At 65.5% G+C, this 24,233-nt stretch carries 26 protein-coding genes; 13 read left to right on the top strand and 13 right to left on the bottom strand.

All coding sequences use genetic code 11. The features are described from left to right. Positions 1–61 precede the first annotated feature (61 nt). The 3 genes from V6W80_RS18745 to V6W80_RS18735 all read left to right on the top strand — a co-directional run bounded on the left by V6W80_RS18745 (position 62) and on the right by V6W80_RS18735 (position 1,689). Positions 62–511 (top strand): flavodoxin, encoded by a 450-nt coding sequence (locus V6W80_RS18745; RefSeq protein ID WP_017640697.1) that lies wholly within the window; start codon positions 62–64, stop codon positions 509–511. Between the two features lie 112 nt (positions 512–623). Further along, on the top strand, positions 624–1,007 hold the full coding sequence (locus V6W80_RS18740) for a CidA/LrgA family protein (RefSeq protein WP_184290542.1): 384 nt from the start codon (positions 624–626) through the stop codon (positions 1,005–1,007). After that, positions 1,000–1,689, top strand: coding sequence for an LrgB family protein (locus V6W80_RS18735; RefSeq protein WP_173148956.1), 690 nt, complete (start codon positions 1,000–1,002; stop codon positions 1,687–1,689). The genes V6W80_RS18740 and V6W80_RS18735 overlap by 8 nt, the downstream gene beginning before the upstream one ends. On the opposite strand, the gene V6W80_RS18730 is transcribed toward V6W80_RS18735, so the two are convergent. Continuing rightward, positions 1,686–2,492 carry a SirB1 family protein gene (locus V6W80_RS18730; protein WP_338545067.1) on the bottom strand — a complete coding sequence of 269 codons (807 nt, stop codon included), beginning with the start codon at positions 2,490–2,492 and terminating at the stop codon, positions 1,686–1,688. The genes V6W80_RS18735 and V6W80_RS18730 overlap by 4 nt on opposite strands. A gap of 207 nt (positions 2,493–2,699) precedes the next feature. On the opposite strand from V6W80_RS18730, the gene V6W80_RS18725 reads away from it, so the two are divergent. Further along, positions 2,700–3,167: a phosphate-starvation-inducible protein PsiE gene (locus V6W80_RS18725; RefSeq protein ID WP_017640693.1), complete on the top strand. Its 468-nt coding sequence runs from the start codon at positions 2,700–2,702 to the stop codon at positions 3,165–3,167. An 87-nt stretch (positions 3,168–3,254) separates the two neighbouring features. Here the strand turns inward: V6W80_RS18725 and V6W80_RS18720 are convergent, their stop codons facing one another. Further along, the gene (locus V6W80_RS18720) at positions 3,255–5,870 is read right to left on the bottom strand and encodes a DEAD/DEAH box helicase (protein WP_338545066.1); all 2,616 of its coding nucleotides are present in this window, start codon (positions 5,868–5,870) and stop codon (positions 3,255–3,257) included. 124 nt (positions 5,871–5,994) lie between these two features. On the opposite strand from V6W80_RS18720, the gene V6W80_RS18715 reads away from it, so the two are divergent. Then, positions 5,995–6,165: a hypothetical protein gene (locus V6W80_RS18715; protein ID WP_017640691.1), complete on the top strand. Its 171-nt coding sequence runs from the start codon at positions 5,995–5,997 to the stop codon at positions 6,163–6,165. 94 nt (positions 6,166–6,259) lie between these two features. On the opposite strand, the gene pyk is transcribed toward V6W80_RS18715, so the two are convergent. After that, on the bottom strand, positions 6,260–7,711 hold the full coding sequence (pyk, locus tag V6W80_RS18710) for a pyruvate kinase (RefSeq protein ID WP_007162037.1): 1,452 nt from the start codon (positions 7,709–7,711) through the stop codon (positions 6,260–6,262). A gap of 286 nt (positions 7,712–7,997) precedes the next feature. On the opposite strand from pyk, the gene V6W80_RS18705 reads away from it, so the two are divergent. Together V6W80_RS18705 and V6W80_RS18700 are read left to right on the top strand one after the other, a co-directional pair. Next, complete coding sequence (locus V6W80_RS18705; protein ID WP_017640690.1) at positions 7,998–8,384, top strand: tetratricopeptide repeat protein; 387 nt, start codon at positions 7,998–8,000, stop codon at positions 8,382–8,384. Between the two features lie 56 nt (positions 8,385–8,440). Next, positions 8,441–8,803 (top strand): PilZ domain-containing protein, encoded by a 363-nt coding sequence (locus V6W80_RS18700; RefSeq protein ID WP_026083800.1) that lies wholly within the window; start codon positions 8,441–8,443, stop codon positions 8,801–8,803. Here V6W80_RS18700 and V6W80_RS18695 read toward each other — a convergent pair. From V6W80_RS18695 to V6W80_RS18685, 3 genes are read right to left on the bottom strand one after another with little or no spacing between them, the layout of a single operon-like run. Continuing rightward, complete coding sequence (locus V6W80_RS18695) at positions 8,788–9,600, bottom strand: hypothetical protein (protein ID WP_338545065.1); 813 nt, start codon at positions 9,598–9,600, stop codon at positions 8,788–8,790. The two genes, V6W80_RS18700 and V6W80_RS18695, sit on opposite strands and share 16 nt — an antisense overlap. Beyond that, positions 9,597–10,592, bottom strand: coding sequence for an AAA family ATPase (locus tag V6W80_RS18690; RefSeq protein ID WP_338545064.1), 996 nt, complete (start codon positions 10,590–10,592; stop codon positions 9,597–9,599). Before V6W80_RS18690 ends, V6W80_RS18695 begins: the two co-directional genes overlap by 4 nt. Then, the gene (locus V6W80_RS18685) at positions 10,570–11,787 is read right to left on the bottom strand and encodes a DUF4350 domain-containing protein (protein WP_017640686.1); all 1,218 of its coding nucleotides are present in this window, start codon (positions 11,785–11,787) and stop codon (positions 10,570–10,572) included. The genes V6W80_RS18690 and V6W80_RS18685 overlap by 23 nt, the downstream gene beginning before the upstream one ends. Positions 11,788–11,896: 109 nt before the next feature. Here V6W80_RS18685 and sbcB point away from each other — a divergent pair, with 109 nt between their 5' ends. Further along, on the top strand, positions 11,897–13,351 hold the full coding sequence (gene sbcB / locus V6W80_RS18680) for an exodeoxyribonuclease I (RefSeq protein ID WP_338545063.1): 1,455 nt from the start codon (positions 11,897–11,899) through the stop codon (positions 13,349–13,351). A gap of 270 nt (positions 13,352–13,621) precedes the next feature. Here the strand turns inward: sbcB and mvaT are convergent, their stop codons facing one another. Then, positions 13,622–14,005 (bottom strand): histone-like nucleoid-structuring protein MvaT, encoded by a 384-nt coding sequence (gene mvaT, locus V6W80_RS18675; RefSeq protein WP_160923813.1) that lies wholly within the window; start codon positions 14,003–14,005, stop codon positions 13,622–13,624. Positions 14,006–14,305: 300 nt separating this feature from the next. Here mvaT and purU point away from each other — a divergent pair, with 300 nt between their 5' ends. Together purU and V6W80_RS18665 are read left to right on the top strand one after the other, a co-directional pair. Next, positions 14,306–15,157 carry a formyltetrahydrofolate deformylase gene (gene purU, locus V6W80_RS18670; protein ID WP_017640683.1) on the top strand — a complete coding sequence of 284 codons (852 nt, stop codon included), beginning with the start codon at positions 14,306–14,308 and terminating at the stop codon, positions 15,155–15,157. Next, the gene (locus V6W80_RS18665; RefSeq protein ID WP_338545062.1) at positions 15,129–15,377 is read left to right on the top strand and encodes a hypothetical protein; all 249 of its coding nucleotides are present in this window, start codon (positions 15,129–15,131) and stop codon (positions 15,375–15,377) included. The genes purU and V6W80_RS18665 overlap by 29 nt, the downstream gene beginning before the upstream one ends. Here V6W80_RS18665 and V6W80_RS18660 read toward each other — a convergent pair. Both V6W80_RS18660 and nadC read right to left on the bottom strand, forming a co-directional pair. Next, complete coding sequence (locus V6W80_RS18660; protein WP_017640681.1) at positions 15,365–15,586, bottom strand: hypothetical protein; 222 nt, start codon at positions 15,584–15,586, stop codon at positions 15,365–15,367. The two genes, V6W80_RS18665 and V6W80_RS18660, sit on opposite strands and share 13 nt — an antisense overlap. A gap of 109 nt (positions 15,587–15,695) precedes the next feature. Next, a complete protein-coding gene (gene nadC, locus V6W80_RS18655; protein ID WP_338545061.1) occupies positions 15,696–16,553 on the bottom strand; it encodes a carboxylating nicotinate-nucleotide diphosphorylase in 858 nt (285 codons plus the stop codon). Between the two features lie 286 nt (positions 16,554–16,839). On the opposite strand from nadC, the gene V6W80_RS18650 reads away from it, so the two are divergent. Next, complete coding sequence (locus V6W80_RS18650; protein WP_338545060.1) at positions 16,840–19,026, top strand: DUF1631 domain-containing protein; 2,187 nt, start codon at positions 16,840–16,842, stop codon at positions 19,024–19,026. 62 nt (positions 19,027–19,088) lie between these two features. On the opposite strand, the gene V6W80_RS18645 is transcribed toward V6W80_RS18650, so the two are convergent. Together V6W80_RS18645 and V6W80_RS18640 are read right to left on the bottom strand one after the other, a co-directional pair. Then, a complete protein-coding gene (locus tag V6W80_RS18645; protein WP_160923811.1) occupies positions 19,089–20,381 on the bottom strand; it encodes an NAD(P)/FAD-dependent oxidoreductase in 1,293 nt (430 codons plus the stop codon). A gap of 255 nt (positions 20,382–20,636) precedes the next feature. Beyond that, entirely contained in the window at positions 20,637–21,116 is a 480-nt protein-coding gene (locus V6W80_RS18640) for an MOSC domain-containing protein (RefSeq protein ID WP_338545059.1), read from the bottom strand. Between the two features lie 83 nt (positions 21,117–21,199). On the opposite strand from V6W80_RS18640, the gene V6W80_RS18635 reads away from it, so the two are divergent. After that, positions 21,200–21,676 carry a hypothetical protein gene (locus tag V6W80_RS18635; RefSeq protein WP_026083798.1) on the top strand — a complete coding sequence of 159 codons (477 nt, stop codon included), beginning with the start codon at positions 21,200–21,202 and terminating at the stop codon, positions 21,674–21,676. Further along, complete coding sequence (ampD, locus tag V6W80_RS18630; RefSeq protein ID WP_338545058.1) at positions 21,676–22,236, top strand: 1,6-anhydro-N-acetylmuramyl-L-alanine amidase AmpD; 561 nt, start codon at positions 21,676–21,678, stop codon at positions 22,234–22,236. The genes V6W80_RS18635 and ampD overlap by 1 nt, the downstream gene beginning before the upstream one ends. Here ampD and V6W80_RS18625 read toward each other — a convergent pair. Then, positions 22,233–23,030, bottom strand: a complete 798-nt coding sequence (locus tag V6W80_RS18625) for a TatD family hydrolase (protein ID WP_338545057.1) — start codon at positions 23,028–23,030, stop codon at positions 22,233–22,235. The genes ampD and V6W80_RS18625 overlap by 4 nt on opposite strands. Then, positions 23,027–24,019, bottom strand: a complete 993-nt coding sequence (gene cra / locus V6W80_RS18620; protein ID WP_064307921.1) for a catabolite repressor/activator — start codon at positions 24,017–24,019, stop codon at positions 23,027–23,029. The genes V6W80_RS18625 and cra overlap by 4 nt, the downstream gene beginning before the upstream one ends. Between the last annotated feature and the right edge of the window lie 214 nt (positions 24,020–24,233).

Below are 24,233 nucleotides of genomic sequence, written 5' to 3'. Positions count from 1 at the left end.
ACGGAGCGCCAAGCCCTGCCGGGCCAGGCATACTGGGCGGGATTCCACGCAAGAGGTCTGTATGAAAGTCGCACTGTTGAATGGCTCGGTCTATGGCACCGCGGAAGATATCGCCCGTCAGGTGAAGGCGCGGCTGAGCGCGGCAGGCCATGAGGTCTGGCACCAGCCCAATGCCGATCTTGCCAGCCTGGAGGCCTTCGCACCCGAAGCCTTGCTGGCCATTACCTCCACCACCGGCATGGGCGAACTGCCCGCCAATCTCGAGTCGCTGTATTTCCAGCTGCGCGATCGTTTGCCGCCCTGGTCCGGACGGCCCGGCGCGGTACTGGCCCTGGGTGATTCCAGCTATGGCGACACCTATTGTGGCGGCGGCGAGCTGATGCAGGAGTTGTTCGCCGAGCTGGGGCTGCGCGAACTGCTGCCCATGCTGCGCATCGACGCCAGCGAAACGGTGACGCCGGACGAAGATGCCGAGCGCTGGGTCGCCGAGGTCATCGCCGCGCTGGGCTGATCTTGCCCAGGCGGCAAAGCTGCTTTACCCGTCCTGATCCCGCCGCCTGGCCCGGTTTGCTGTCTTCGTCCCCTCAGCCTCGGTATCCTTGAGCGCCTGATGACTGTTTGAAATGGAGCCCTGGGTGAATAGATATCTGCGCCTGGCTCTGGAGCTGTGCGGATTGGGCGCGCTGTGGGGCGTGGGTACCTGGCTGGCCACCTATTTCGCCTTGCCGGTACCGGGCGGTGTGGTAGGGCTGGCCATGCTGCTGTTGCTGCTGGCCGCGCGCCTCGTCGAGCCGGAATGGTTGCAGGGTGGCGTGCGTCTGCTGCTGGGTGAGATGCTGCTGTTCTTCATTCCCGCGCTGTTGAGTCTGCTCGACTATGGCCCGCTGCTGCGGCAGGAGGGCGTGCGCATCCTGCTGGCGATCCTGCTCAGCACCGTGCTGACGATGGTCGCCACCGCCTATACCGTGGACTGGATGTTCCGCCGCCGGGGGCGTCGCGATGCTTGATCTGCCCGGACTCTTCTGGCTGCTGCTGACGGTGGCGGGATATGTGGTGAGTCGACTGCTCTATGCCCGGTTGCGCTGGTATGTGGTCAGTCCGATCATCTTCGTCACGGTGCTGCTCTATGCCGCCACCCTCTGGCAGCAGGTGAGCTATGCCGAATACGCCCACTACAGCCACTGGCTGATCACCCTGCTGGGACCGGCGACAGTGGCCTTCGCCGTGCCGATCTGGCAGCAACGCCGCTTGCTGGCGCACTACTGGCAGGCGCTGCTGGCCGGACTCTGCGTCGGCAGCGGTGTGGCCATCGGCAGTTCCTGGCTGCTGGCCCGGCTGCTGCTGCTCGACGACCAGGTGCTGCTGTCCATGTTGCCGCGCTCCATCAGCACCCCCTTCGCCATGCCGATGTCCGCGACCGTCGGCGGCGTCCCCGAATTGACCGCGGCCTTCGTGATGATCACCGGACTGGGTGGGGCCATCCTCGGCAGCCTGCTGATCAAGCTGCTGCCGCTCAAGTCGGCGCTGGCCCGTGGCGCCCTGTTCGGCATGGGCGCCCATGGCGTGGGCACCAGCAAGGCCTACGAGGTCGGCCTGGAAGAGGGCACTGTGGCCGGCCTGGTCATGGTACTGGCCGGCCTGAGCAATCTGCTCGGTGCGCAGCTGGTGCTCTGGCTGTTACGCGGCTAGTGCAGGGTGGCGGAAGGGGCGCTCAATTGCTCCAGCCGCCGCCGTACCTGCTCGCGTTCGGCATCGTCTTCGCTGATCAGCAGGGCGTGCTGCAGGTCGTAGCGCTCGGCCTGGGGACAGTCGAGTTGGCGGTACAGATCGGCGCGCGCCAGATGATCGATGACCCCGACCGCTCCCAGTTCGATGACGCGCTGGGCATCCTTGAGCGCGGCCAGCGGCTGGTCGCTCTGGCGATGCAATTCACGCAGATTGCGCGAGAGACGCTGCATCATCTGCCGCGGCCCCAGGGGCGCCAGATAGCTGGCCTGCAATTGCGCAGTGGGGCCGAATTGATCCACCAGGAGTTGGCGGCAGTCGTTCATGTACAGGCGTCGCCCGCCGAAGGGTTCGAGCAGATGATCCGCGCCCGGCACGCGCATCAGGAAATGGCCGGGAAAACCGATGCCCTGCAGGTCGATCTCCAGGCGTCGGGCCAGTTCCAGGGCCACCAGGGCGATCGACAGGGGTTGGCCGCGCCGTCGCGCCAGAACCTCATCGAGTAGGGCAGCGGTGGGATTCAGGGGCCACTCGGCGGCGCGAAAGCCGGCATCGCACAGTTGCCGTAACACGGCCTGGGCACGCTCGGCGTGACTGGCATCGCCATCCAGGGTGGCGACCAGACGCAGGGCCAGCTCATCCAGCGAGTGCAGCAGGGCGGAGGGATCGATCTGTTCATGGTGCTCGGCCGCGATCCACAGGGCGGCTTCCAGCAGCCGGGGATCGGGCCGGTCCAGGCAGGCGAGGCAGAATAGACGCGCGTCCACAGCAGACTCCAGGGCCCTTGGGGCCTTTTCCTCAGGTTTTAGCCTGCCAGCGCCGGGCCGTCCAGTCTGCGACAGTTGTGCACTGGTCGGCGGTCCGGCTTCCCGCTATAAGAACGGCTGGTGCCAGAGCAATCTTGAGAGTGGGAATTCCAGCATGGACGAATCTTCGAATGGACGTCTTCACCCTTGTGCAGGGAGCAGCCGGCCATGAAGTGGGCAGACAGCGGTCGCAAACGCATGCACGACGGGGCGAACTCCCTTGGCAACCTGATGGTGGAAGGTTTCCACTACTTCGGCCTGTTCGCCATCGGCGCTGCCACGGCCTGGGCCTCGGTGATGGCCTTCATGGGCATGGTCGACAAGGGCCAGGCGAGCATCGATGACATTCTCCTGCTCTTCATCTACCTGGAATTGGGTGCCATGGTCGGCATCTACTTCAAGACCAACCACCTGCCCATCCGCTTTCTGCTCTACATCGCCATCACTGCCCTGACCCGCTATCTGATCGGCGATGTCTCGCACCATCGGCCACCGGATGCCGGGCTGCTGTATCTCTGCGGCGGGATCTTTCTGCTGTCGCTCTCGGTACTGGCGGTCCGCGTCGCCTCGAACAAGTTTCCTTCCAGCAAGGTGCTCGATGCCACGGGGGATGTGGTGGGCGAGGGCGACAAGTAGCTTGCGCAGTCCCTATCCGCTTCGCTCCTGGCGACGCGGCTGGCCGAGCCAGGTGCCGCGCCGTCAGGATGACCAGCCGGTCGGGGCCTAGCGATCCAGTGGCGCCAGCAGCTGGGCCAGGTCACTTTCGGTCAGACGCCAGTCGCCGCTGTTCTCGCTGAGGATGCCCGCGCTCAGGCGCGCCTTTTCCTGTTGCAGCTGCTGAATGCGTTCTTCCAGGGTGCCGCGGGCGATCAGCTTGTAGACGAACACCGGCCGGTCCTGGCCGATACGGTAGGCGCGGTCGCTGGCCTGCTGCTCGGCGGCCGGATTCCACCAGGGATCGAAGTGGATCACGGTATCCGCCGCGGTCAGGTTGAGACCGCTGCCGCCGGCCTTGAGGCTGAGCAGGAACACCGGTACCTCGCCATTCTGGAAGCGTTGCACCGGGGTGCGCCGATCCCGCGTCTCGCCGGTCAGGGTGACGTACTCGATGCCGCGCTGATCGAGGTCGGTGGCGATGAGATCGAGCATGCTGGTGAACTGGGAGAACACCAGGACCCGGCTGCCGCCGGGCAGCAGGGCGTCGAGTCGTTCGTTCAGCGCCGCCAGTTTCGCCGAGGGCTTGGCCACGCTGTCGTCTTCGTTGGGCACCAGGCGCAGATCGCAGCAGACCTGGCGCAGCCGTAGCAGGGCATCGAGGATCAGCAGCTGGCTGCGGCCGATGCCCTGGCGGGCGATCTCGGCGCGGACGCGTTCGTCCAGCAGCAGCCGCAGGTCCTCGTAGCGCTCGCGTTGCGCCGTGCTGAGTTCCACCAACTGGATGATCTCGGTCTTGGGCGGCAACTCGCTGGCGACCCGCTGTTTGGTACGGCGCAGCATGAAGGGCCACACCCGTGCCTTGAGCGCCGCCAGGCGTTGCACATCGCCTTCGCGCTCCACCGGAATGCGATAGGCCTGCTTGAAGCCCTTCTCGTCCCCCAGCCAGCCAGGCATCAGGAAGTGGAATTGCGACCAGAGTTCGCCCAGGTGGTTTTCCAGCGGCGTGCCGGTCAGGCAGAGGCGATGGCGGGCGCGCAGGTGGCGGGCGGCCTGGGCGGCCTTGGTGGCGGCGTTCTTGATCGACTGGGCTTCGTCCAGTACCTGCAGGTGAAAGTCGTAGCTGGCCAGGCGCTCGGCATCACGGGGCAGCAGCGCATAGGTGGTGAGCACCACGTCGTGCTCGGGAATGCGCTCGAAGCGACTGCTGCGAGCGCTGCCCTGCAGGGTCAGCACGCGCAGACCAGGGGCGAAACGGGCGATCTCGTCCTGCCAGTTGGGGATCAGACTGGTCGGCATGACGATCAGCGCCGGCGCGGTCAGGCGGCCGGCGGCCTGTTCGACGAGAATGTGCGCCAGGGTCTGCAGCGTCTTGCCCAGGCCCATGTCGTCGGCGAGGATGCCGCCGACGTCCAGTTCGCGCAGGGCCTGCAGCCAGGCCACGCCTTCGCGTTGATAGGGGCGCAATTCGGCATGCAGGGTGTCCGGCAGGACCACCGGCTCGGCGGCATAGCTGCGCAGGCGCTCAGCGAAGCTTCTCAGGCGTTCGCCGCCTTCCCATTCCAGCGGCAGGCGCTCGTCCAGTTCGGCCAGGCGCGCGGCGTCCAGGCGCGGCAGGCGCAGGGCACGGTCCTGGCTGAGACGGTCGGTGGCATAGAGTTCACCAAGGATCTGCAGGATCGGCTTGAGTCGCCCCAGGGGCACGGCGACCCGTTGCACCCGGCCCTGCTGGCCGGTGACCCGCGGAGGATCGATGCGCAGCAGCACAGGTTCGTCGTCGGCGCGTTTGGCCAGCATCGCCGGTTCGTACTGCGAGGGTTCGCGGCGGATGGCGTCGATCAGCAGCGGAATCAGACTGACGCGGCGCTGGCCCAGGCGGATGCCCAGCTCGACATCGAACTGAGCATCGGCGGCGGTGTGGCCCTGCACCTCTTCGAGGTGGCCGTACCAGCCTGCCACCGGCGTCAGGTCGAAGGTGAATTCGGGCTGGGCTTCGATCTGCCAGCCGGCTTCGCGCAGGCCGGGGATGACCTGCTGCACGAATCTGAGCCAGGCGGGGTCGTCCGGCAGTTCGAACATCTCGCCACTGTCCTCGGGCAGCGCAGCGCTGCGCCGGGTCGCCAGGCGCAGCCCGTGATCGAGCAGCGTCTGCCGCCAGCGTTGTTCGGCCTGCAGCTGGCGTGTGGGATAGCTGGCATCGGGAGTGCGGGGCAGGGCGCCGAACAGCCGCCGTGGGCCATAGGCGAAGGCCAGGGCGGCGCGATGGCGCACCGTGGGCCTCATCTTGCCGATATGGCGGTCGTAATCGATTTGGGTATGGCTGCCGAGGATCAGCACCGGTTGCGGCAGCTCCGGATTGGCGACCGGCGTGGCCGGCAATTCGGCCTCACTGCGTTGCAGCCGTTCGAGCTCGATGAGGGCGGCGGCGGCATGCTTGCAGTTGCGGCCGACCGGACAGGTGCAGCGGGCGTCGACCCGCCAGGCGGTCTCGCCCGCGCGCAGGCTGATCGCCTGCCGATAGGCCGGCCCGGCCGGGCTGTGGCACTCGGCATAGAGCTGGCCCTTGGCGGCCGAGCGCAGTTGCACCAGGCCGTCGAGCGCCAGTCGCCGACCACGCTCGTAGTTGCGCTCCGTGAAGGCGCCTTTCCAGTCCTGCCACTTGAGCCGTTCGAAACGTAACGCCATCGTTCACCCAGGCTGTTCGCACCAAACCGGCTATTCTGCCACAGTCGGCCGGACGCTCGTCGGACTCCCTTGATCTATGTGAGAATGAGAATATAGTGCATTTAACGGGGTGAGGAGCGAGACGATGCGTGAACAACCGTTAGCCAGCGTAGCCCTGATCAAGGCCAGCCGCCTGGAGGCCCGACGGGAAGGGCGCTTGCGCTCGTTGCAGCGTGGCATCCTGATCGCTTGCAGCCTGGGCGTGCTCGGCGCGGCCGCCTTGCACCTGGCGTACCTCGCCCTGGGCGGTTTCTAGGCCAGCCAGGTCTTGTCTGGTCCAAGAAAAAGCCCCGAGCAGTCGCCTGTTCGGGGCTTTTTCGTCAGCGCCGGTCAAGGACCGGCGGCAGGGATCAGACCAGCAGGTCGCCCACGCGGTACATCTTCATGGTGTTGGTGCCGTCACGCTTGGTGTAGCTGTCGCCCTTGGTCAGGATGACCCAGTCACCGTGCTCGACGATGCCGCGCTTGAGCAGCTCGTCCACCGCCGCCTGGCTCACCTTGTTCGCCGGCATGGTGGTCGGGTCGAAGGGGATGGTGTGCACGTTGCGGAACAGCGCGGTGCGGGCCTGGGTGGCGCGGCTCGAGGCGAAGGAGAAGATCGGCACCGAGGAGCGCAGGCGCGACATGATCAGCGGGGTGTAGCCGGTGTCGGTCAGGCTGATGATGGCCTTCACGCCCGGGAAGTGGTTGGCCACATAGATGGAGGCCAGAGCGATACTCTCGTCCCACCGGGTGAAGGTATGGCCCAGGCGGTGGCTGGACAGCTTGCTGGTGGGCTGCTTCTCGGCACCGACGCAGACGCGCGCCATGGCTTTGACCGCTTCCACCGGGTACTGGCCGGCGGCGCTCTCGGCGGAGAGCATCACGGCATCGGTGTTGTCCAGCACGGCGTTGGCCACGTCGGAGACTTCCGCGCGGGTCGGCATGGGGCTGCTGATCATCGACTCCATCATCTGGGTCGCGGTGATCACCGCCTTGTTGAGACGACGGGCGTGGGAAATGATGCGCTTCTGGATGCCCACCAGCTCGGCATCACCGATTTCCACGCCCAGGTCGCCCCGGGCCACCATCACGGCATCGCTGGCGTGGATCAGGCCGTCCAGGGCTTCGTCGTCGGCCACGGCTTCGGCGCGTTCGATCTTGGCCACCAGCCAGGACTTGCCGCCGGCGGCTTCCATCAGGCGTCGGGCTTCGTGCATGTCTTCGGCGTCACGCGGGAAGGACACGGCCAGGTAGTCGACCTCCATGGAGGCGGCCAGCTTGATGTCTTCGCGGTCCTTGTCGGTCAGCGCCGGGGCGGTGAGGCCGCCGCCACGCCGGTTGATGCCCTTGTGATCGGACAGCGGGCCGCCGATCAGGGTGGTGCAATGCAGTTCGGTGGCGGTCATGCCTTCCACGCGCAGGACCACGCGGCCATCGTCCAGCAGCAGTTCGTCACCCACGCGACAGTCGGTGACCAGGCCCGGGTAGTCGATGCCGACCACTTCTTCGGTGCCTTCGGTGCGGGGATGGGCGATGGACAGGCGGAAGGGATCGCCGACCTTGAGTTCGATGCGCTTGTTGACGAACTTGGCGATGCGGATCTTCGGACCCTGGAGGTCGCCGAGCAGGGCGACATGGCGACCGTGCTTGGCGGCGAGATCCCGTACCAGCTGACCACGAGCCCGGTGCTCGTCGGGCGTGCCATGCGAGAAGTTCAGGCGGGCGACGTCGATGCCGGCGATGATGAGCTGCTCGAGGACTTCCGGAGAATTGCTGGCCGGGCCCAGGGTGGCGACGATCTTGGTACGGCGATAAATCATGCAGTCTTTCCTTTAGCGGATTGCAATCATGAGTCGACGCCTCGGAACCTGTTCACGATCTGCTGCGCGTCGGCCAAACGGCGTTGGAAATGCCTTGTTTGTCTCTAGCTCGCGAGAGCGTGAACAGGTGCTCGGCGCCGAGTCGACGTAGAACACGGAGCGCACCTCATTGTAGCGCTGTCGCGTGGCCAGCACATGACGGCTTTTCGCAGCTCTGTCACACCAATGGTCGTTTGCCCTCAAGAAGCGGGCCCCGGCGCCGATCTAGCGAACAGGAGGACTTTTCATGCGCCCTTATCTCTGCCTGTTCCTGCTGTTCGGCCTCAGCGGCTGCACCAGCGTTTCGATGAATTCCTATCTGGATGCCGCCTATAAATCCTACAGCGAAGGCGACTGCACCAATGCTCTGCTGCAGATCTCCCAGGCTGAGCGCAAAGGCCGGGCACGGCCCTGGCTGCAACCGGAGTTTTCCATGCTGCGCGGCCAGTGCCTGGAGCAGCAGCAACTGTACGCCGACGCGGCGCAGACCTATCGTTTCATCCAGGTCCGTTTTCCGGCCAGCGAATACGCCTATCGGGCCCAGGCCCGACTGGACACCCTGCGCCAATTGGGGCTAGATGGCGGAACGGCCGTTGCGACGCCCCAGCCGGTGCGAAAACTACCGCAGCGCTGAGCTTTCCAGGACGTTGTCGGTAACGTGGCTTTACCGTGTGCAGGATGAATCGCACCATGACTCAGAATCGTCGTATCGAGCGCCACCAGCTGCCCTACTATCTGAAGGTGTTCAACCGCTTCACCGACAAGCCCATGGGCTACATCGGCAACATTTCCCGCGAGGGACTGCTGATGATCAGCCAGTTGCCCATGCTGGTGAATGCGCGCTTCGAGCTCCGCCTGAAGATTCCGGGCCAGGACGGCCAGCTGCACTTCGTTGACTTCGACGCCCGTTGCCAATGGAGTCATGAAGACGTGACGCCGGGCAACTATGACTCGGGTTTCAGCGTCGCCGAACCGCCAGCCGAATTCGCCGAGTTGATTGGCGTACTGCAGCACTATTTCACCTTCGGCCGCCTTTCTCAGTCGGCGATCTGATTCCGCTCGCCGGCGTTCCACAGCTGCAGCAGGCGAACGGGTAGATCCGCTGTTTCGCTGAGGGGCAGCCGGCGAATTCCTCGTCGCTCCAGACGCGCGGCCATTCGCTCGCTTTCAATGCTGGTCTGCCAGGCTGCGGCATAGCGGCAGGCATCGCGCCAGGTGCGGATGTCGCCAGGCTCTGCCATCTGCCGTAGCGCGGTGTCGACTAGCCAGAGCTGCAGGCCGCGCCGGGCCAGCTCTAGCCGCGCGAGCCAAGCCACCAGGCTGTCATCGAGCGGTGCCATGATCACCAGGACACTGCCGGGCTGCGCCTGGCGGCAGAGCCGTGTCAGCGCCGCCTTGAGGTCGGCCGTCGCATCTGCAGTCAGCTCCGGTAGGGCAGCTGGCGTAAAGGGGCGATCAGGCGTGGCGGCCGCCAGCAGGCGCAGTTCGGGATCGAGGCCATAGAGCCGCACCTCATTGCCACTGGCTGCAAGGGCCCGCCAGAAGCTCAGCGCCTGGTGGTGGTCTTCGGGCCGGCCGGCTTTTCCTTGTCCTGGCGTAGCCATGTCGGCGATCAGCAGGTGCAGGGTGGTGTCCGCCCGCAGGCGTGCCCGAGATGCCGGCGCGAGAGGCGACGGATGCCCCCTGGTCCCCAGCCGGCGGGCGTTCAGCCATTCGAGGACGGCCAGCCCCAGGAGCAGCAGGGCGCCGGTCGCGGGCAGCCCTTGCCAGCGCAGGGGCGCCAATCCCCCCAGGATCAGGCTCAGCAGCGCCAGGGCGACCAGCGCCAGCGGCAGGCGGCGCCGGATCATGGGCGCGGTGCCGGACACTGTCCCAGCAGCTTGAGGATCTGGCCGTCCAGGCTGTCGCCTTCGAATTCGCGCTCCGGCGTCAGCCGCAGGCGCGGACGCAACACGGCTGGCAGCAGGGAGCGCACATCCTCGGGCGTCACACTGTCGCCACCGCGGAGGAAGGCCTGGGCCTGGGCAAGCCGTAGCAAGGCCTGGCCGGCGCGCGGCCCGGCGCCCTGCTCGAAGGCCGGCCACTCCCGGGTGAGACGGATCAAGCGCACGGCATGATCGAGGATCGGCTCCGCCGCCGGGATCCCTGCCACCAGCCGCTGCAGGGCTGGCAGATCGCGCGCCTGCAGCAGCGGGCGCAGGGCTGCCGCTTCCAGGGGATCGGTGTGACCCTGTTGCACGGCCTGGCGCAGGGCGGCGAGTTCCTGGCCTTCCGCCGGCCACTCGAGCCGCAGTTGCACCAGGAAGCGATCCCGCAGCGCCAGGGGCAGGTCGCTGCCGGGGCTGCGGGTGGCGATCACCATGAAGGGCGTGGGCAGCGGTACCTGGCGGCCTTCCAGGCTCAGCTGGCGACCTTGCAGGGCGTCGTCCAGCAGATTGAGGACCGGTGGCGGAGCCCGGTGCAGGTCTTCGAGCAGCACCAGGGAATTGAACAGCGGGCCCCGGCGCAGGCGGGCGCTGTCGCTGCCGGCGTCCATGATGATTTCGCCCGCCACATCGCCAGGCGTCAGCGCCGGATGGCAGCGCAGTCGGGCGAACCCGGCATCCAGGCTGGCGGCCAGGGCGCGGGCCAACAGCGTCTTGCCCGCGCCGGTCGGCCCTTCCAGCAGCAGATGACCGCCGGCCAGCAGGGTGGCGAGCAGGCCTTCCACGGCGGCGTCCTGCTGCGGCAGCACCTTGAGTAGCGCCTGCCGCAGGGCCTGCAGCCGGGTCAGGGCGCGGGCCTTGACGCCGGTTTCGCCAGGGTCCGCTTGAGTGGCGTCAGGAGGGGAGCTGTCGGTCATCGGAAGTCCTCGGGAACGGGGGGCGCAGGGCCAGGCGCAACAGGCGCAGCTGGGCGATGCGACGGGTGAAGTCACGAGCGGAAAGGCGCGTCGGGCTGGGGCGCATCGCCTCGCCCACCGCGCGGGTACTCAGGCCGCTCAGCCGCGCAAGATGCTGCCAGCGCTCGGCCACGCCCTGGTCGGCGAGTTCGGGACGGCGGCGCTGCAGCTCGCGCTGGATGTCGCGCTGCAGAATGGCGATCAATTCGGGCCAGCGCTCGGGGTCGCGACGAGGTGCCGGATCCCGCTGCCGGCGTCTCAGCCAGAGTCCCGTCGCCAGCGTCACCAGCAGAAGCGCCAGGCCATAGCGTTGCAAGGCCGCTAGCCACAGCGGGATCGGCGGCGCGGGAGCGATCAGGGTCACCGGCGCGCCTTGGGTCAGATACCACAGCAGCCAGGCATTGTCGTACTGGCCGAGGCGGGCGTTGCTCCAGAGGTCGGTGTCCGACAGCAGGGTCACGCTGCCATCGCCCCAGGGCAGCATCAGCATATGGGTGGCGCTGGTGCTACTGGCCCAGGCCAGCGCCTGGTCGCCGACATCGAACAGGTGGCGACTGTCGTCGAAGCCGAGATAGGCGGGGGCATCGTCCTCGGCGAGATAGAGCTGGGTCAGATTGGGCCAGAGTGGCAGCGCCATGATCGGCGGGGCGGCGCCGCCCAGCTCGCGGGTCGGCATGGGACGCACGCCCAGGGTCGCGCTGAGCGCCAGGGTGCTGTCATCGGCGACGGCCACCAGATGGCCGCCCGCTTCGACCCAGTCCAGCAACGCCTGGGCCTGGGAATCCACCAGCGGTGGGTTGCCGGCCAGCCAGAATCTGACGCCTGCGGCGGGTAGTTCGTCGAGTTGCTCGGATTGGCCGCGTTGCACCCGGCTGCCGAAGTGCTGCAGGTAGGCGACCGCCAGGGCCTGGGGATCGGCGTTGCTGCTGCTGGCGAGCTGGGTGGCGAGCTGGCGGGCGGTGTGGCTGTCGAGTCCCTGATGGGTCAGGCGCAGGCTGGCCGGGCCGCTGTCGGCCTGCGGCGGCAGGGGGCAGGACAGCGGCTCCTGTTGGGCCAGGCAGGCCAGCGACAGGGTCAGCGCCCAGACGGCGGCACCCAGGCGTGCGGCGATACCTCGGCACCTGGAGCGAGCGGAGAGCCGATCGACTGAACGCATGGGAAGAGAGGATACGCGGGTAGACAGACGCCAGAGCCTAGCGGGTGGGGGCGCTCGGGAGCAAGGCGCACGACGATGCTAGACTGCGCCGATTCTAGGGGAGGGCGGTGTGACGCAAAGTATCTTCTGGTACGACTTCGAGACCACGGGGATCGATCCACGGCGGGATCGACCGCTGCAGGTGGCCGGGGTGCGTACCGATCTGGACCTCAACGAAATCGAGGCGCCGCTCAATCTGCATTGCCGGTTGAGCGAGGATGTCCTGCCCCATCCGGCGGCCTGCTTGGTCACTGGGATCCTGCCGGCCACCCTGCAGCGCCTGGGGCTGCGCGAGCGCGACTTCGTCCAGCGCCTGCACGAGGAGCTGCGGCGTCCCAACACCTGCACGGTCGGCTACAACAACCTGAGATTCGACGACGAAATGGTGCGGCACAGCCTGTACCGCAACTTCCATGATCCCTATGCCCGCGAATGGCAGCAGGGCAACAGTCGCTGGGATGTACTCGGTCTGATCCGGGCGCTCTATGCCTTTCGCCCGGAGAGCCTGAGCTGGCCGCAGGAGGAGCAGCGCGTTTCCCTGCGTCTGGACCGCCTGACCGTCGCCAATGGCATTGACCATGCCCAGGCCCATGACGCCCTGGCGGACGTCCGCGCGACCCTGGCCCTGGCGCGCCTGGTCAAGCAGCGGCAGCCCAAGCTCTACGACTATCTCTGGACGCAGCGTCAGAAAAAGGCAGCGCTGACGCGTATTCGTCTGCTCGAACCCCTGTTGCATGTCTCTGGGCGCTTCAGCGCTGAGCGGCACTTTCTCGCCCCCGTCCTGCCGTTGGCCTGGCATCCGGTCAATCGCAATGCGCTGATCGTCTGTGATCTTGGTCTGGCGCCGGAGCCGTTGCTGGAACTGGACGTCGAGGCCCTGCGCGAACGCCTCTATACCCGGCGGGAGGCGCTGGCCGAGGGTGAACTACCGGTACCGCTCAAGCTGGTACAGATCAACAAGTGTCCGATTCTGGCGCCCTTCAGCGTGCTGCGCCCGGTGGATACGGAGCGCCTGCAGTTCGATCTGGCAGCCGTCTGGCGGCGCGTCCGGCAACTGCTCGACCAGCGTGCGCACTGGCAACCCAAGGTGCAGGCACTCTATGCCGAGGCGTCCGGCTTTACAGCGCAAGAACAGGATGCCGAATTGAGACTGTACGACGGCTTCATCTCTGCCCAGGAACGGCAACTCTGCGAGCAAGTTCAGCAGTGTCCGGCGGAGCAACTTGGCAGTCGAACGTGGGCGTTCCAGGACGAGCGGCATCCCGAGCTGTTCTTTCGTTATCGAGCGCGCAACTTTTCCGAGTTGCTGACGGCGGAAGAGGGTGCCCGTTGGCGGCAATTCTGTCGGCAGCGACTGCTGGGTGAAGACGGCCAAGGCCATATGACCTGCAAGCAGTTTCTCACCTTGACCGAACAACTGCGGTTTGAGGTCGCTGCTGATCTGGTGCCGATTCTCGAGGCCTGGTCAGCCCATGTCAGAGGCGTGATGCAACAGTTGGATAACCCTGTTATCGATGTGACATAAAGTCGCGATAAACAGACGTCGATCAGAGGCCTTTGTTAACAGAAAAAGAGTCTGGACCACCACGTCGAGGACAGAATCCAGCCGGCTCTTTATTGCGGCAGCGCAGGCCAGGAGAGAGCCGTGCTCAGGATCAAGGCGATTCGAGAGGCCGCCAACGCGAGGGGATGGTGAAGACTGCAGGGACAACGCCAGGGTTTAAAGCGGCGGAGCCCAAGCTAACCGCGCACCACGCAGGCGAAAAAAACGCCGGCTAGCCGGCGTTTCTTCTGATCAATCCAGCAGGGTTGCCCAGGATTCGACGTCGTCCGAACCCCACTTGGCTTTCCACTCTTTCAGGGTCTTGTGATTGCCACCCTTGGTTTCGATCACTTCGCCATTATGCGGATTCTTGTATTGCTTCACTTTACGAGCACGCTTGGGGGTATTGCCGCTGTTGGACTTAGCAGCGCGCGCCTGGCGTGCGGGCTTGGCTTCGGTATCGAGAATGCCGATGATGTCACGCAGGGATTTCTGATATTCACCCATCAGCGCGCGCAGTTTCTTTTCGAATTCCAGTTCGCGCTGCAGTTTGTCGTCCTCTTGCAGCGACTTCAGGCGCTCCTGCAGTTCCTTGATAGCTTCTTCGGTTTGACGATATTCGTTAATGAGCGACATAAACGGCCTTTGTTCTGAGTGATGCAGAGATGAAAGTCTAGATCGATCATAGAGTGACTATCGGAATAAGTAAACGGTCCGAGTGGCAAGTCGATAATTAAGGCGGCGGTCGTCACAACAAGGGAGTTACCAGGAGACGGGCAACTTTCGACCAGATGACAGTGGAACTTGTCCGCCATTACTTGTCCTTTGCAAAGTCTTTACCGTCGCCGTACAGCCATGTGCGGCAGTCCCTTGCGCCGCTCGACGCTGCCCGCGAGTGCGCCTAGAATGCAGCCCCTTTTCGTTCGAGGTTGTGCTATGCAAACGTTTCGTCTGGTGATCGCCTGTCCGGACGGGGTAGGTATCGTGGCCAAGGTCAGCAACTTCCTGGCGACCTATAACGGCTGGATTACCGAAGCGAGTCACCATTCGGATACGGAGAGTGGCTGGTTCTTCATGCGCCATGAGATCCGCGCCGATTCACTGCCCTTCGATCTGGCCGGCTTCAGTCAGGCCTTCGCGCCCATTGCGCGGGAATTCTCCATGCAATGGCGAATCACCGATTCGGCCCAGCGCAAGCGCGTGGTGCTCATGGCCAGTCGCGAATCCCACTGCCTGGCCGACCTGCTGCACCGCTGGCACAGCGGTGAGCTGGATTGCGAGATTCCCTGCGTCATCTCCAACCACGACACCCTGCGCAGCATGGTCGAATGGCACGGCATTCCCTTCTTCCACGTGCCGGTCGATCCCGCCGACAAACAGCCGGCCTTCGACGAGGTGTCGCGGCTGATCGAGCTGCACCAGGCCGACACCGTGGTGCTGGCGCGCTACATGCAGATCCTGCCGCCGGATCTCTGCGCACGCTATGCCCACCAGGTGATCAACATCCATCACAGCTTCCTGCCGTCCTTCGTCGGTGCTAAGCCCTATCACCAGGCGGCGCAGCGCGGCGTCAAGCTGATCGGCGCCACCTGTCACTACGTGACCGAAGAGTTGGATGCCGGGCCGATCATCGAGCAGGACGTGGAACGCGTCAGCCACCGGGACAACGTCGAGGACATGGTGCGCCTGGGCAAGGACGTCGAGAAGATGGTGCTGTCCCGCGGCCTGAGATACCACCTGCAAGAGCGGGTCATGGTCCATGGCAACAAGACCGTCATCTTCGACTGACAGCGAGCGTCCTGCGGAGCCAGGTACCGCAGCGGCGCCGCCACGACTGGGCGAGGGCTGCCTCGCCCGCTATGACCTGCAGGCCATGGCGGAGGAGGGCGGCGCCGATTTCAGTGCCGCCGCGGCGCTGTGGCGGCAACTGCAGGCACCACAAGACCCCGAGGACAGCGCGATAAACGCCCCGGACAGTGGGGATATGGACGCGACTCAGCTGTCCTGAGCGGCGGCTTCGGCGCTGGTCTTTGCCTTGAGATCGGCGATCTTGCGCACTTCCGAGGCGAACACCTCGTCCTGCACGGTCGGCCGTTTCTTCCAGGGTTTGCGGTCGGGCTTGGGTTGCGCGGCGTAGGTGACGATTTCGCCACCGTAGACATCCTGATAGCGCTGGGCCTGGCGTTCCAGTTCAGCGCGAAGTTGATCTTTGGTCACGGGTTCGATCTTGTTCGAGTGTCGCGAGAGGCGAGCGGTCGTCAGGACCGCTCGAAGCCGGTGCGCAGGAAGCGCGGCTGCGGAGTCTAGCCGCCGCGACGCTCTTTGCCTATCCCACTCGATCCAGGATGCGCATGGACAGATCGATGGCCTTGACGTCCTTGGTCAGGGTGCCGATGGAGATGTAGTCGACGCCGGTCTGGGCGATGCCGAGCAGGGTGTCCTGGTTGACGCCGCCCGAGGCTTCCAGCTTGGCCTGGCCAGCGGTCAGGGCGACCGCCGTGCGCATGTCGGCCAGGCTCAGCTCGTCCAGCATGACGATGTCCGCGCCTGCGGTCAGGGCCTGTTCCAGCTCCTGCAGACTTTCCACCTCGACCTCCACCGGGCGTCCTGGCGCCAGGTGCCGGGCGGTGGCCACGGCCTGGGCGATGCCGCCACAGGCGGCGATGTGGTTTTCCTTGATCAGGAAGGCGTCGAACAGGCCGATGCGGTGGTTGTAGCAACCGCCGCAGGTGACCGCGTATTTCTGGGCGCGGCGCAGGCCGGGCAGGGTCTTGCGGGTGTCCAGCAGTCGCACGGCGGTGTCCTGCACCAGGTCGGCATAGTGGCGGCAGCGGGTGGCGGTGCCGGACAGCAGCTGCAGGAAATTGAGCGCGCTGCGCTCGCCGGTGAGCAAGGCACGGGCTGGGCCCTGAAGTTCGAACAGCACCTGGTCGGGCGCGACCCGGTCGCCGTCCGCCACCTGCCAGCGGACCTCGACCGCGGGATCCAGCACCCGGAACACCTCGTCGACCCAGGCCGTACCCGCCACCACTGCGGCTTCACGGGTGATGATCCGCGCGCGTGCCTGTTGGTGAGCGGGAATCAAGCCCGCCGTAAGGTCGCCACTGCCGACGTCTTCGCGCAGCGCGGCGGCGACGTTATCGGTGATGACCTGGGCGAGATCGGCAAGGGTAGCGCTGGACATGAAAAGACTCCGAAAAGGGGCTGCAGGAGGCGAGCGGGCAACTTTAGGTGAGGTTGACGATCTGAGATAGACAACGTTGAATTATTTGATGGGCAGGCGCTGACCGACAGGTGCCTTGTGAACCCTGTCATGTACTGTGCAGATGCCGATTGGTCGATGCCTTAGCAGAGCAAATAATGGCACATCGACAACGTTTCACCTCGCGGCCAGGGCGGCCAACGTTGTTCAATGCTCCTGTAGTGGAACGCGATTCAGCCGAACGCAAGAACGGTTGTGGGAGGCGGTGGTGCAGAACGACGTAAATGTGGTTCATTTCAAGGCGCTCGGGGAATCTTCTTCCCGATTGCCTGCTGTGCTTTTGCCGGTCAGGGATCGCGCCGCTCAGCGACTCAATGCCTCCTTGCAGCAGCTGTTCGACAACGCCGACGATGCGCTGTTTGAAATGGCCGATCGGGCCGGCAGCAACCAGGAACAAAGTCTCTATTTCGAAGCGATGCGCGACCTGCGCCTCAGACGCAAGAGCATCGAGCGCAGTTTTCTCCAGCAGTATTTCGAGCGCTTCGCCGCCCTGAACAATCTGGTCGGCAGCAAGCCGGAAATGCGTCTGGACAGCGTCTCCTACGAAGACCTGAGTCTGGTGCAGAACGATGCCCTGGAAGAGAGCGTCGCCGTGGACACCATGGTAGCCAAGGCGCTCAGCAACAACGCCATGGCCATCAGCCACCTGACCATCAGATTCAACACCCAGCTGGCCAGCAAGCTGGATGATTCGACCCATCCCCTGGGGCCACGCCGGCTGTGCGAGGCCTTCGTCGAGGCCTGCCGCGATCTCGACACCGACATCAAGGTCAAGCTGATCATCTACAAGCTGTTCGAGCGCTTCGTGCTCAACGGCCTCGGTCAGCTGTACGCGGAATCCAATCGGCAATTGGTCGATGCCGGGGTATTGCCCCAGCTCAAGGCCATTCCCCAGCAGGTACCGAATCGCTCGGCCAAGGGCTATAGCGGGCGCACCCCGGCCCACGTCAACGGCGAAGACGATGGCCAGGAGCTCTTTGGCACCCTGCAGGGCCTGCTGGCCCAGCTGCGTACCCCGGGCAGCGCCACCCTGGGTGGCGGCATGGCGGCCGATGAGGGGGCTGCGACCGGCGATGGCCAGGTCATCACCAGCTACGACCTCATGCGCCTGCTCTCTCACCTGCAGCAGCAGATTTCCAGCCAGTCCCTGGAAGGCTATGACCTCAAGGCGCAACTGGGCGTGGCCCTGGGCCGCATCAGCGAGCGCTCGGGTCGAAAGCGCGTGGTGGGGCAGGTCGACGAAGACGTCATCAATCTGGTGGCGATGCTGTTCGAATTCATTCTCGACGACCTCACCCTGCCGGATTCGCTCAAGGCGCTGATCGCCCGGTTGCAGATTCCCATGCTCAAGGTGGCGGTCCTCGACAAGACCTTTTTCAGTCGCGGCAGCCATCCGGCGCGGCGCCTGCTCAACGAGATCGCCGCCGCTTCCCTGGGCTGGGGCGAGCAGAGCGATCTGCAACGCGACGGTCTCTATCAGAAGATCGAGCAGATCGTGCAGCGCCTGCTGTCCGACTTCGTCGACGATCCGGAGATCTTCGCCGAGCTGTTGGCCGACTTCATGGCCTATGTCAGTGACGAGCAGCGTCGCAGCGAATTGCTCGAACAGCGTACCCGCGATGCCGAGGAGGGGCGGGCACGGGCCGAGATCGCACGCCTGCAGGTCGAGCACGTCCTGAGCCAGCGCCTGCAGGAACATCAGCTGCCGGCCGCCGTGCAACGCGTCCTACGCGAAGCCTGGAGTCAGGTGCTGTTGCTGACCTGCCTGAAGCAGGGTTACGACTCCAGCGAATGGCGGGCGGCGCTCAAGACCATGGACGATCTGATCTGGAGCATCCAGCCCCACCACGACGTAGCGTCGCGCCAGCGTTTGCTGGAGATGGTGCCTGGGCTGCTCAAGGCACTGCGGGAAGGCCTGGCCAGCGCGGCCTTCGATCCGTTCTCCACCTCCGAATTCTTCACTGAACTCGAATCCCTGCACGTCCAGACCTTCCAGCAGACTCGTCCCGAGTTGGCAGAAGTGGCGGCGGTGGAGGCCGCGGTCGCAGTGCCCGTGCCGGCGCCTGCCGCTGAGCCCTTCGAGCTGCCTCGCGCGGAGCGGATCACCGGATTGACTGGTGACTCCCTGGAGTGGGTGGATAGCCTGTCGGTGGGCGCCTGGCTCGAAATCCTCGATGTCGAGCAGAAGCTGCGCTGCAAGCTGGCCGCGGTCATTCGCCCTATGGGCCGCCTGGTGTTCGTCAATCGCACCGGCATGAAGGTGCTGGACCGCACCCGTGAGGAACTGGCGCTGGATTACCAGGAAGGCCGGGTACGGCTGCTGGACGATGCCCTGCTGTTCGACCGGGCCATGACCTCGGTGATCGGCAGCCTGCGGGGTCAGTCGCCTTCCTGAGGTCGCTGCGACAGTAAAAAGCCGTCCCAAGGGACGGCTTTTTTGTGCGTGAGCCAAGGGGCCTAGTGCAGCTTCAGGCGCGGCTCGGTCTTGCGTCTCAGGTGGTCGCCGGCAAACAGCGCCAGGGCACGCAGCGGGCCATAGAGGGCGACCTGGTGCATGCGGTAGAGCGAGACGTAGAAGGTCCGCGCCAGCCAGCCTTCCAGGGTCAGGCTACCCAGGGCGCCGCCCATGAGATTGCCGACCGCGCTGAAGCGCGACAGCGAGATCAACGAGCCATAGTCCTTGTAGACGTAGTCGGGCAGCGGCTTGCCTTCCAGGCGGGCCTTGAAGGTCTTGACCAGCAACGAGGCCTGCTGGTGAGCGGACTGCGCCCGGGGCGGTACGGTACGGGTGTCGCCGGGGGTCAGCGGGCAGGCCGCGCAGTCGCCGAGCGCGAAAACATTCGGGTCGCGGGTAGTCTGCAGCGTCGAGTTGACCACCAGCTGGTTGATGCGGTTGGTTTCCAGCCCCGCCAAGTCCTTGAGAAAGGCCGGAGCGCGGATACCGGCAGCCCAGACCTTGAGACTGGCCGGGACGAATTCGCCTGCGGTCTGCAGGCCGTCGGCGCGGACTTCCTTCACCGCCGAGCCGGTCAGCACCCGCACGCCGAGTTTTTCCAAGGTGCGGTGCGCCTGGCCGGCGATGCGTTCGGGCAGCGCCGGCAGGATGCGCGGACCAGCCTCGACCAGGGTGATGCGCAGGTCTTCGGGGCGGATGCGATCCATGCCATAGGCCTGTAGCTCTTCGGCGGCGTTGCGCAGCTCGGCCGCCAGTTCCACGCCGGTAGCGCCGGCACCGACGATGGCCACCTCGATGTACTCACCCGGCTGCTCGCTGACGTGGGCACGCAGATAGTGGGTCAGCAGCTTGCGGTGGAAGCGTTCGGCCTGGGCACGGGTATCGAGGAAGATGCAATTTTCCGCGGCGCCCGGGGTGCCGAAATCGTTGGTGGTGCTGCCGATGGCCAGCACCAGGGAGTCATAGCCGATCTCCCGCTCCGGAACCAGGATGGCGCCATCGTCCTCGATCGCGGCCAGCTGCACCTTGCGGCGCTCGCGATCCAGGCCGGTCATGCGTCCGAGCTGGAAGTCGAAATGGTTCCACTTGGCCTGGGCGACATAGCTCAGCTCGTCCTCGGTGGAGTTGAGGGAGCCGGCAGCCACCTCGTGCAGCAGGGGTTTCCACAGGTGGGTGGCATTGGCGTCGATCAGCACGATCTGCGCCTGGCCGCGCTTGCCCAGGCTACGGCCCAGGCGGGTAGCCAGTTCCAGGCCGCCGGCGCCGCCGCCGACGATAACGATGCGATGGGTCATGGAGAGCACTCTTAGAGAAGAAAAGCCTTGGCCGGACCGGGCGCGTCGCCGCAAGCGGGCGCAGTCCCGGGCCGGTGGAATCTGGGGTCGTCGGAGCGCGCGAGAATCGAGTCATCTAGCAGAGAAGATGGGCGAAAAGTCATCACTTTCAAGGGAGGCAGCCTGCATCTGCTCTGGCAAGGACGTCTGCGGCGACGAGAGGTAGCGCTAGTTTAACCGGGCTGGCCCGGCCATTCGACCCTAGGGAAACTGGGGTCAATCCAACACCTGTACTCGATCACCCAGGCGGATGATGCCGCTCTCCAGCACCCGGGCGGTGAGTCCGCCATGACCCCGCATGGCCTGGAAGGTACCTGCGCCCAGGCGTTCTTCCAGGCGCGCGCAGGGCTGGCACCAGCCGGTGGTTTCCAGCACCGCCTGGCCGATGCGGAAGCGGCGATTCTTCAGGCTGAAGAGATTGATTCCGGCGATGGCCAGGTTGCGGCGGAGGTCGGCGGGTGCCACGGCCTTGCCGATCAATGCGGCCACCACCGGCAGATGCTCCCATTGAATGAGGGTGACCTGGCGCTGGTTGCGTGGGGTAGGGCGGGCATGATCGCCGGTAAGACCCGCATCCCGGCGCGCTTCCACCGCCTCGACCTCGACCATGGGCGCGCGCGAGGCGGGTCGCACGCCGATCCAGCGCACCTCGCCGGACTGGGGAACTTGGGCGAGCAGTTCTTTGAGCGGAATCATGGGGCTCCTCGACGCGATGGTGGTGCCAATCCGAGCGGTAGGGCAGGATAGCGGCCTTGATGGACCGTTCAAGAGAGGATGCCATGCGCGCAAGAGTTCTGGCGTTGTTACTGTCGTGCCTGCTGTTGCCCCTGACCGCTCTGGCGCTCGAACCGGGTGAGCGGGTGGCGCCCTTCACCCTGCTTGATCAGCGTGATCGGCCCTATACCTTCGACGACCAGCTGCAGGTTCTGCTAGTGGCGCGCAGCATGAGTGGCTCGGGGCTGGTCAAGGAAGCCATGCGCGAGCAGCCGGCGAACTATATCGACGGCACCCGGGTGGCCTATGTCGCCGACATCAGCAGCATGCCGGCGGCCATTACCCGGATGTTCGCCGTGCCGGCCATGCGCAAGTACGGCTATCGGGTGCTGCTCGATCGCGAATCGCGCATCGTGCCGCGCTTTCCTGGCGATGCCAGCAAGGTGCTCTGGGTGACCCTTGACCATGGCCGCTTCGTCAGTCAGCGCGAATTCAGCGACGCCAATGCCCTGCGCGACGCGCTCAAGGCCAAGGCCCGTTGATGGACGGGGTGTTCGTCGAGGGCTGGTATCGCGAGGCACGACTCTGCCCTTCGCCCAACCACAACGAACGCCCGGCAGGGACCGAGGTGTCCTTGCTGGTGATCCACAACATCAGCCTGCCGCCCGGGCAGTTCGGCACCGGCTGCGTCCAGGCCTTCTTCCAGAACTGCCTGGATCACTCGGCCCATCCCTTCTTCGCGGAAATCGCCGAACTGAAGGTGGCGGCGCACTTTCTCATCGAACGCGACGGGGTGGTCACCCAATTCGTGTCCTGTGAGCAACGCGCCTGGCATGCCGGCGTCTCCTCCTTCGAGGGGCGCGAGAACTGCAACGATTTCTCCCTGGGCATCGAGCTGGAAGGTACGGATGACCTGGCCTACACCGACGCCCAGTACCGCGCCCTGGGACGGCTGACGCGGGCGTTGCAACGCGCCTATCCGGCGATCACCGCCGAACGTATCCAGGGCCACAGTGAAATCGCCCCCGGACGCAAGACCGATCCGGGCCCGGCGTTCGACTGGCCGCGTCTGCATGCCGAGCTGCAGGGCCACGAGGCCTAGCGCAGGCGATCCGCTTCCCAACGGAACACCGCGCAGGCATTGCGCGTGGTGGTCGCTGCCAGCGTCTCAGGCGAGACCTGCCACAGCGGCGCCAGAGCCATGCAGATGGCCGGCAGATGGGTGGGGCTGTTACGCACGTCCGGGTACATCGCCGGTGGCATGTCCGGGGCGTCGGTCTCCAGCACGATGCCATCCAGTGGCAGCTGCGGCAGCACGCGCTGCAGGCGCCTGGCCTGGGGCCAGGTGGGCGCGCCGCCCAGACCTATCTTGAAGCCCAGACGCAGATACTCACGGGCTTCCTCGAAGCTGCCGGAAAAGGCGTGGGCGATGCCGGCCCGGGGTGGCTTGAGGCGTTTCAGGATCCTGACCACATCGGCATGGGCGCGGCGCACGTGCAGCAGTACCGGCAACTCCAGCTCCATGGCCAAGCGCACCTGCTGCTCGAAGAACCAGGCCTGGCGCGCCTTGTCGGGCGCCTCGATGAAATAGTCCAGCCCGATCTCGCCCAGGGCGCAGAGCCGGGGATCGGTTCGACGTTCCAGGCAGAAGGCCCTGAGCGCCTCGATATCGGCCTCCTGGTGGCGCTGCAGGTATAGCGGATGCAGGCCCGGAGCCGCATAGAGGCCGTCATGGGCTGTTGCAACCCTCCAGAGTTGCGGCCACTGGCTGCGCTCGACACCGATCAGTACCTGGCGCACCACGCCGAGTCGCGCGCAGTCGGCCAGCAGCGCCGCCCGTTCGGCGTCGAAGCCCGGATAGTCCAGGTGATTGTGGGTGTCGATCAGCAGGCTCATGACAGGCGGCGTTTGAGGACCCTCGGGATGGCTTGGACACCGGGCAGGTAGTGGTCGTTTTCCAGGGCGTCCAGCATCAGTTCCAGGGCGCGCTCGGTGATGACTTCGTGCTGCTGGGATATGGCGTTGACCTTGAACGGCAGGTAGTCGAGCAACTGGGTGTCGCCAAAGGTAGCCAGGCGCAGGGTGTCGCCCGCGGCCAGCGGATGATCGCGCAGCACGTCCAGCACACCCTGCAGCAGGACGTAGGAGGTGGTCAGCAGGGCCTCGGGCCAGTGGCCGAGTTCTTCGATCATGGCCAGCGCCTGGGTGCGGCCGCCGTCGCGGCTGTAGTGGGGGGCATGACGCTCCCAATGGCGCGCTGGGTGATCGGCGAGGGCGGCAGCGAAGCCGGCGGCGCGCTCGCGGCTGATGACCAGGTCTGGACGTGCCCCGATCAGGGCGATGCTATGGGTGTCCGGGGTCAGCAGGGTGGCGGCCAACTGCCGCCCGGCGGTGTGGTCGTCGCTGACCACCGAGCAGAACTGCGCGGGATCGAGCTGGCGGTCGATGGCGATGATCGGGATGTTGTGTTCCTGCAGTTGCCGGTAGGGAGCGTCGTCCTCGGCCAGGCTGCTGGCGGTGAACAGGCCATCGCAGCGGCGGGCACGAAACAGCGCGATGAGCTGGCGCTCGCTGTCGGGATTGTCGTCGGTGCAGGCGATCAGCAACTGGTAGCCGCGGGCCCGTGCCCGTCGTTCCAGCTGCTTGGCGAGGCGCGCATAGCTGGGGTTTTCCAGGTCGGGCAGCAGAAAGCCCAGGGTGTGGGTCGCCCCGCGGCGCAGGCCGGCGGCGCGCTGATCAGGCTGATAGCCGTGGGCCTCCACCACGGCCATGACCCGCGCCACGGTCGCGGCGCTGATGCGCCTTTGCGCCGCCTTGCCATTGATGACATAGCTGGCGGTGGTAAGGGATACGCCGGCCAATTGGGCGATGTCGCTGAGTTTCACGCCTGTTCCTCATCGGACCTGAATCGCCTGTGCTGTACGCCATGAACGAGACGGTCTTTATTGTGTGTTGTGCTTCAAGGATCGGCGATTATCGAGTAACGTTCCAGTCCCATTGGGTGAAACGTTTCAGCTTTCTGTTGTCCGAGGGCTGGCACGAATCTGCCAAGGGCCCTGCCACGCCTCTCCGGCGCGATTGCAGGGCTGAGCGAGCCGG

Origin of the sequence: Pseudomonas benzopyrenica (assembly GCF_036884265.1) — a bacterium.
Lineage (GTDB): Bacteria > Pseudomonadota > Gammaproteobacteria > Pseudomonadales > Pseudomonadaceae > Chryseomonas > Chryseomonas benzopyrenica.
The sequence above is the reverse complement of the archived record's forward strand: the minus strand, read 5'-3'. Positions and strand labels throughout refer to the sequence as shown.

Excerpts from the sequence above, each read along its gene's own strand:
- nadC (WP_338545061.1), bottom strand. The coding sequence starts at position 16,553 with ATGTCCAGCGCTACCCTTGCCGATCTCGCCCAGGTCATCACCGATAAC.
- purU (WP_017640683.1), top strand. The coding sequence starts at position 14,306 with ATGCAAACGTTTCGTCTGGTGATCGCCTGTCCGGACGGGGTAGGTATC.
- ampD (WP_338545058.1), top strand. The coding sequence starts at position 21,676 with ATGGACGGGGTGTTCGTCGAGGGCTGGTATCGCGAGGCACGACTCTGC.
- V6W80_RS18690 (WP_338545064.1), bottom strand. The coding sequence starts at position 10,592 with ATGACCGACAGCTCCCCTCCTGACGCCACTCAAGCGGACCCTGGCGAA.
- V6W80_RS18735 (WP_173148956.1), top strand. The coding sequence starts at position 1,000 with ATGCTTGATCTGCCCGGACTCTTCTGGCTGCTGCTGACGGTGGCGGGA.
- V6W80_RS18720 (WP_338545066.1), bottom strand. The coding sequence starts at position 5,870 with ATGGCGTTACGTTTCGAACGGCTCAAGTGGCAGGACTGGAAAGGCGCC.
- V6W80_RS18700 (WP_026083800.1), top strand. The coding sequence starts at position 8,441 with ATGACTCAGAATCGTCGTATCGAGCGCCACCAGCTGCCCTACTATCTG.
- V6W80_RS18645 (WP_160923811.1), bottom strand. The coding sequence starts at position 20,381 with ATGACCCATCGCATCGTTATCGTCGGCGGCGGCGCCGGCGGCCTGGAA.
- V6W80_RS18635 (WP_026083798.1), top strand. The coding sequence starts at position 21,200 with ATGCGCGCAAGAGTTCTGGCGTTGTTACTGTCGTGCCTGCTGTTGCCC.
- V6W80_RS18695 (WP_338545065.1), bottom strand. The coding sequence starts at position 9,600 with ATGATCCGGCGCCGCCTGCCGCTGGCGCTGGTCGCCCTGGCGCTGCTG.
- pyk (WP_007162037.1), bottom strand. The coding sequence starts at position 7,711 with ATGATTTATCGCCGTACCAAGATCGTCGCCACCCTGGGCCCGGCCAGC.
- V6W80_RS18715 (WP_017640691.1), top strand. The coding sequence starts at position 5,995 with ATGCGTGAACAACCGTTAGCCAGCGTAGCCCTGATCAAGGCCAGCCGC.
- mvaT (WP_160923813.1), bottom strand. The coding sequence starts at position 14,005 with ATGTCGCTCATTAACGAATATCGTCAAACCGAAGAAGCTATCAAGGAA.
- V6W80_RS18745 (WP_017640697.1), top strand. The coding sequence starts at position 62 with ATGAAAGTCGCACTGTTGAATGGCTCGGTCTATGGCACCGCGGAAGAT.
- V6W80_RS18640 (WP_338545059.1), bottom strand. The coding sequence starts at position 21,116 with ATGATTCCGCTCAAAGAACTGCTCGCCCAAGTTCCCCAGTCCGGCGAG.
- V6W80_RS18705 (WP_017640690.1), top strand. The coding sequence starts at position 7,998 with ATGCGCCCTTATCTCTGCCTGTTCCTGCTGTTCGGCCTCAGCGGCTGC.
- V6W80_RS18665 (WP_338545062.1), top strand. The coding sequence starts at position 15,129 with ATGGCAACAAGACCGTCATCTTCGACTGACAGCGAGCGTCCTGCGGAG.
- V6W80_RS18685 (WP_017640686.1), bottom strand. The coding sequence starts at position 11,787 with ATGCGTTCAGTCGATCGGCTCTCCGCTCGCTCCAGGTGCCGAGGTATC.
- V6W80_RS18625 (WP_338545057.1), bottom strand. The coding sequence starts at position 23,030 with ATGAGCCTGCTGATCGACACCCACAATCACCTGGACTATCCGGGCTTC.
- V6W80_RS18740 (WP_184290542.1), top strand. The coding sequence starts at position 624 with ATGGAGCCCTGGGTGAATAGATATCTGCGCCTGGCTCTGGAGCTGTGC.
- V6W80_RS18725 (WP_017640693.1), top strand. The coding sequence starts at position 2,700 with ATGAAGTGGGCAGACAGCGGTCGCAAACGCATGCACGACGGGGCGAAC.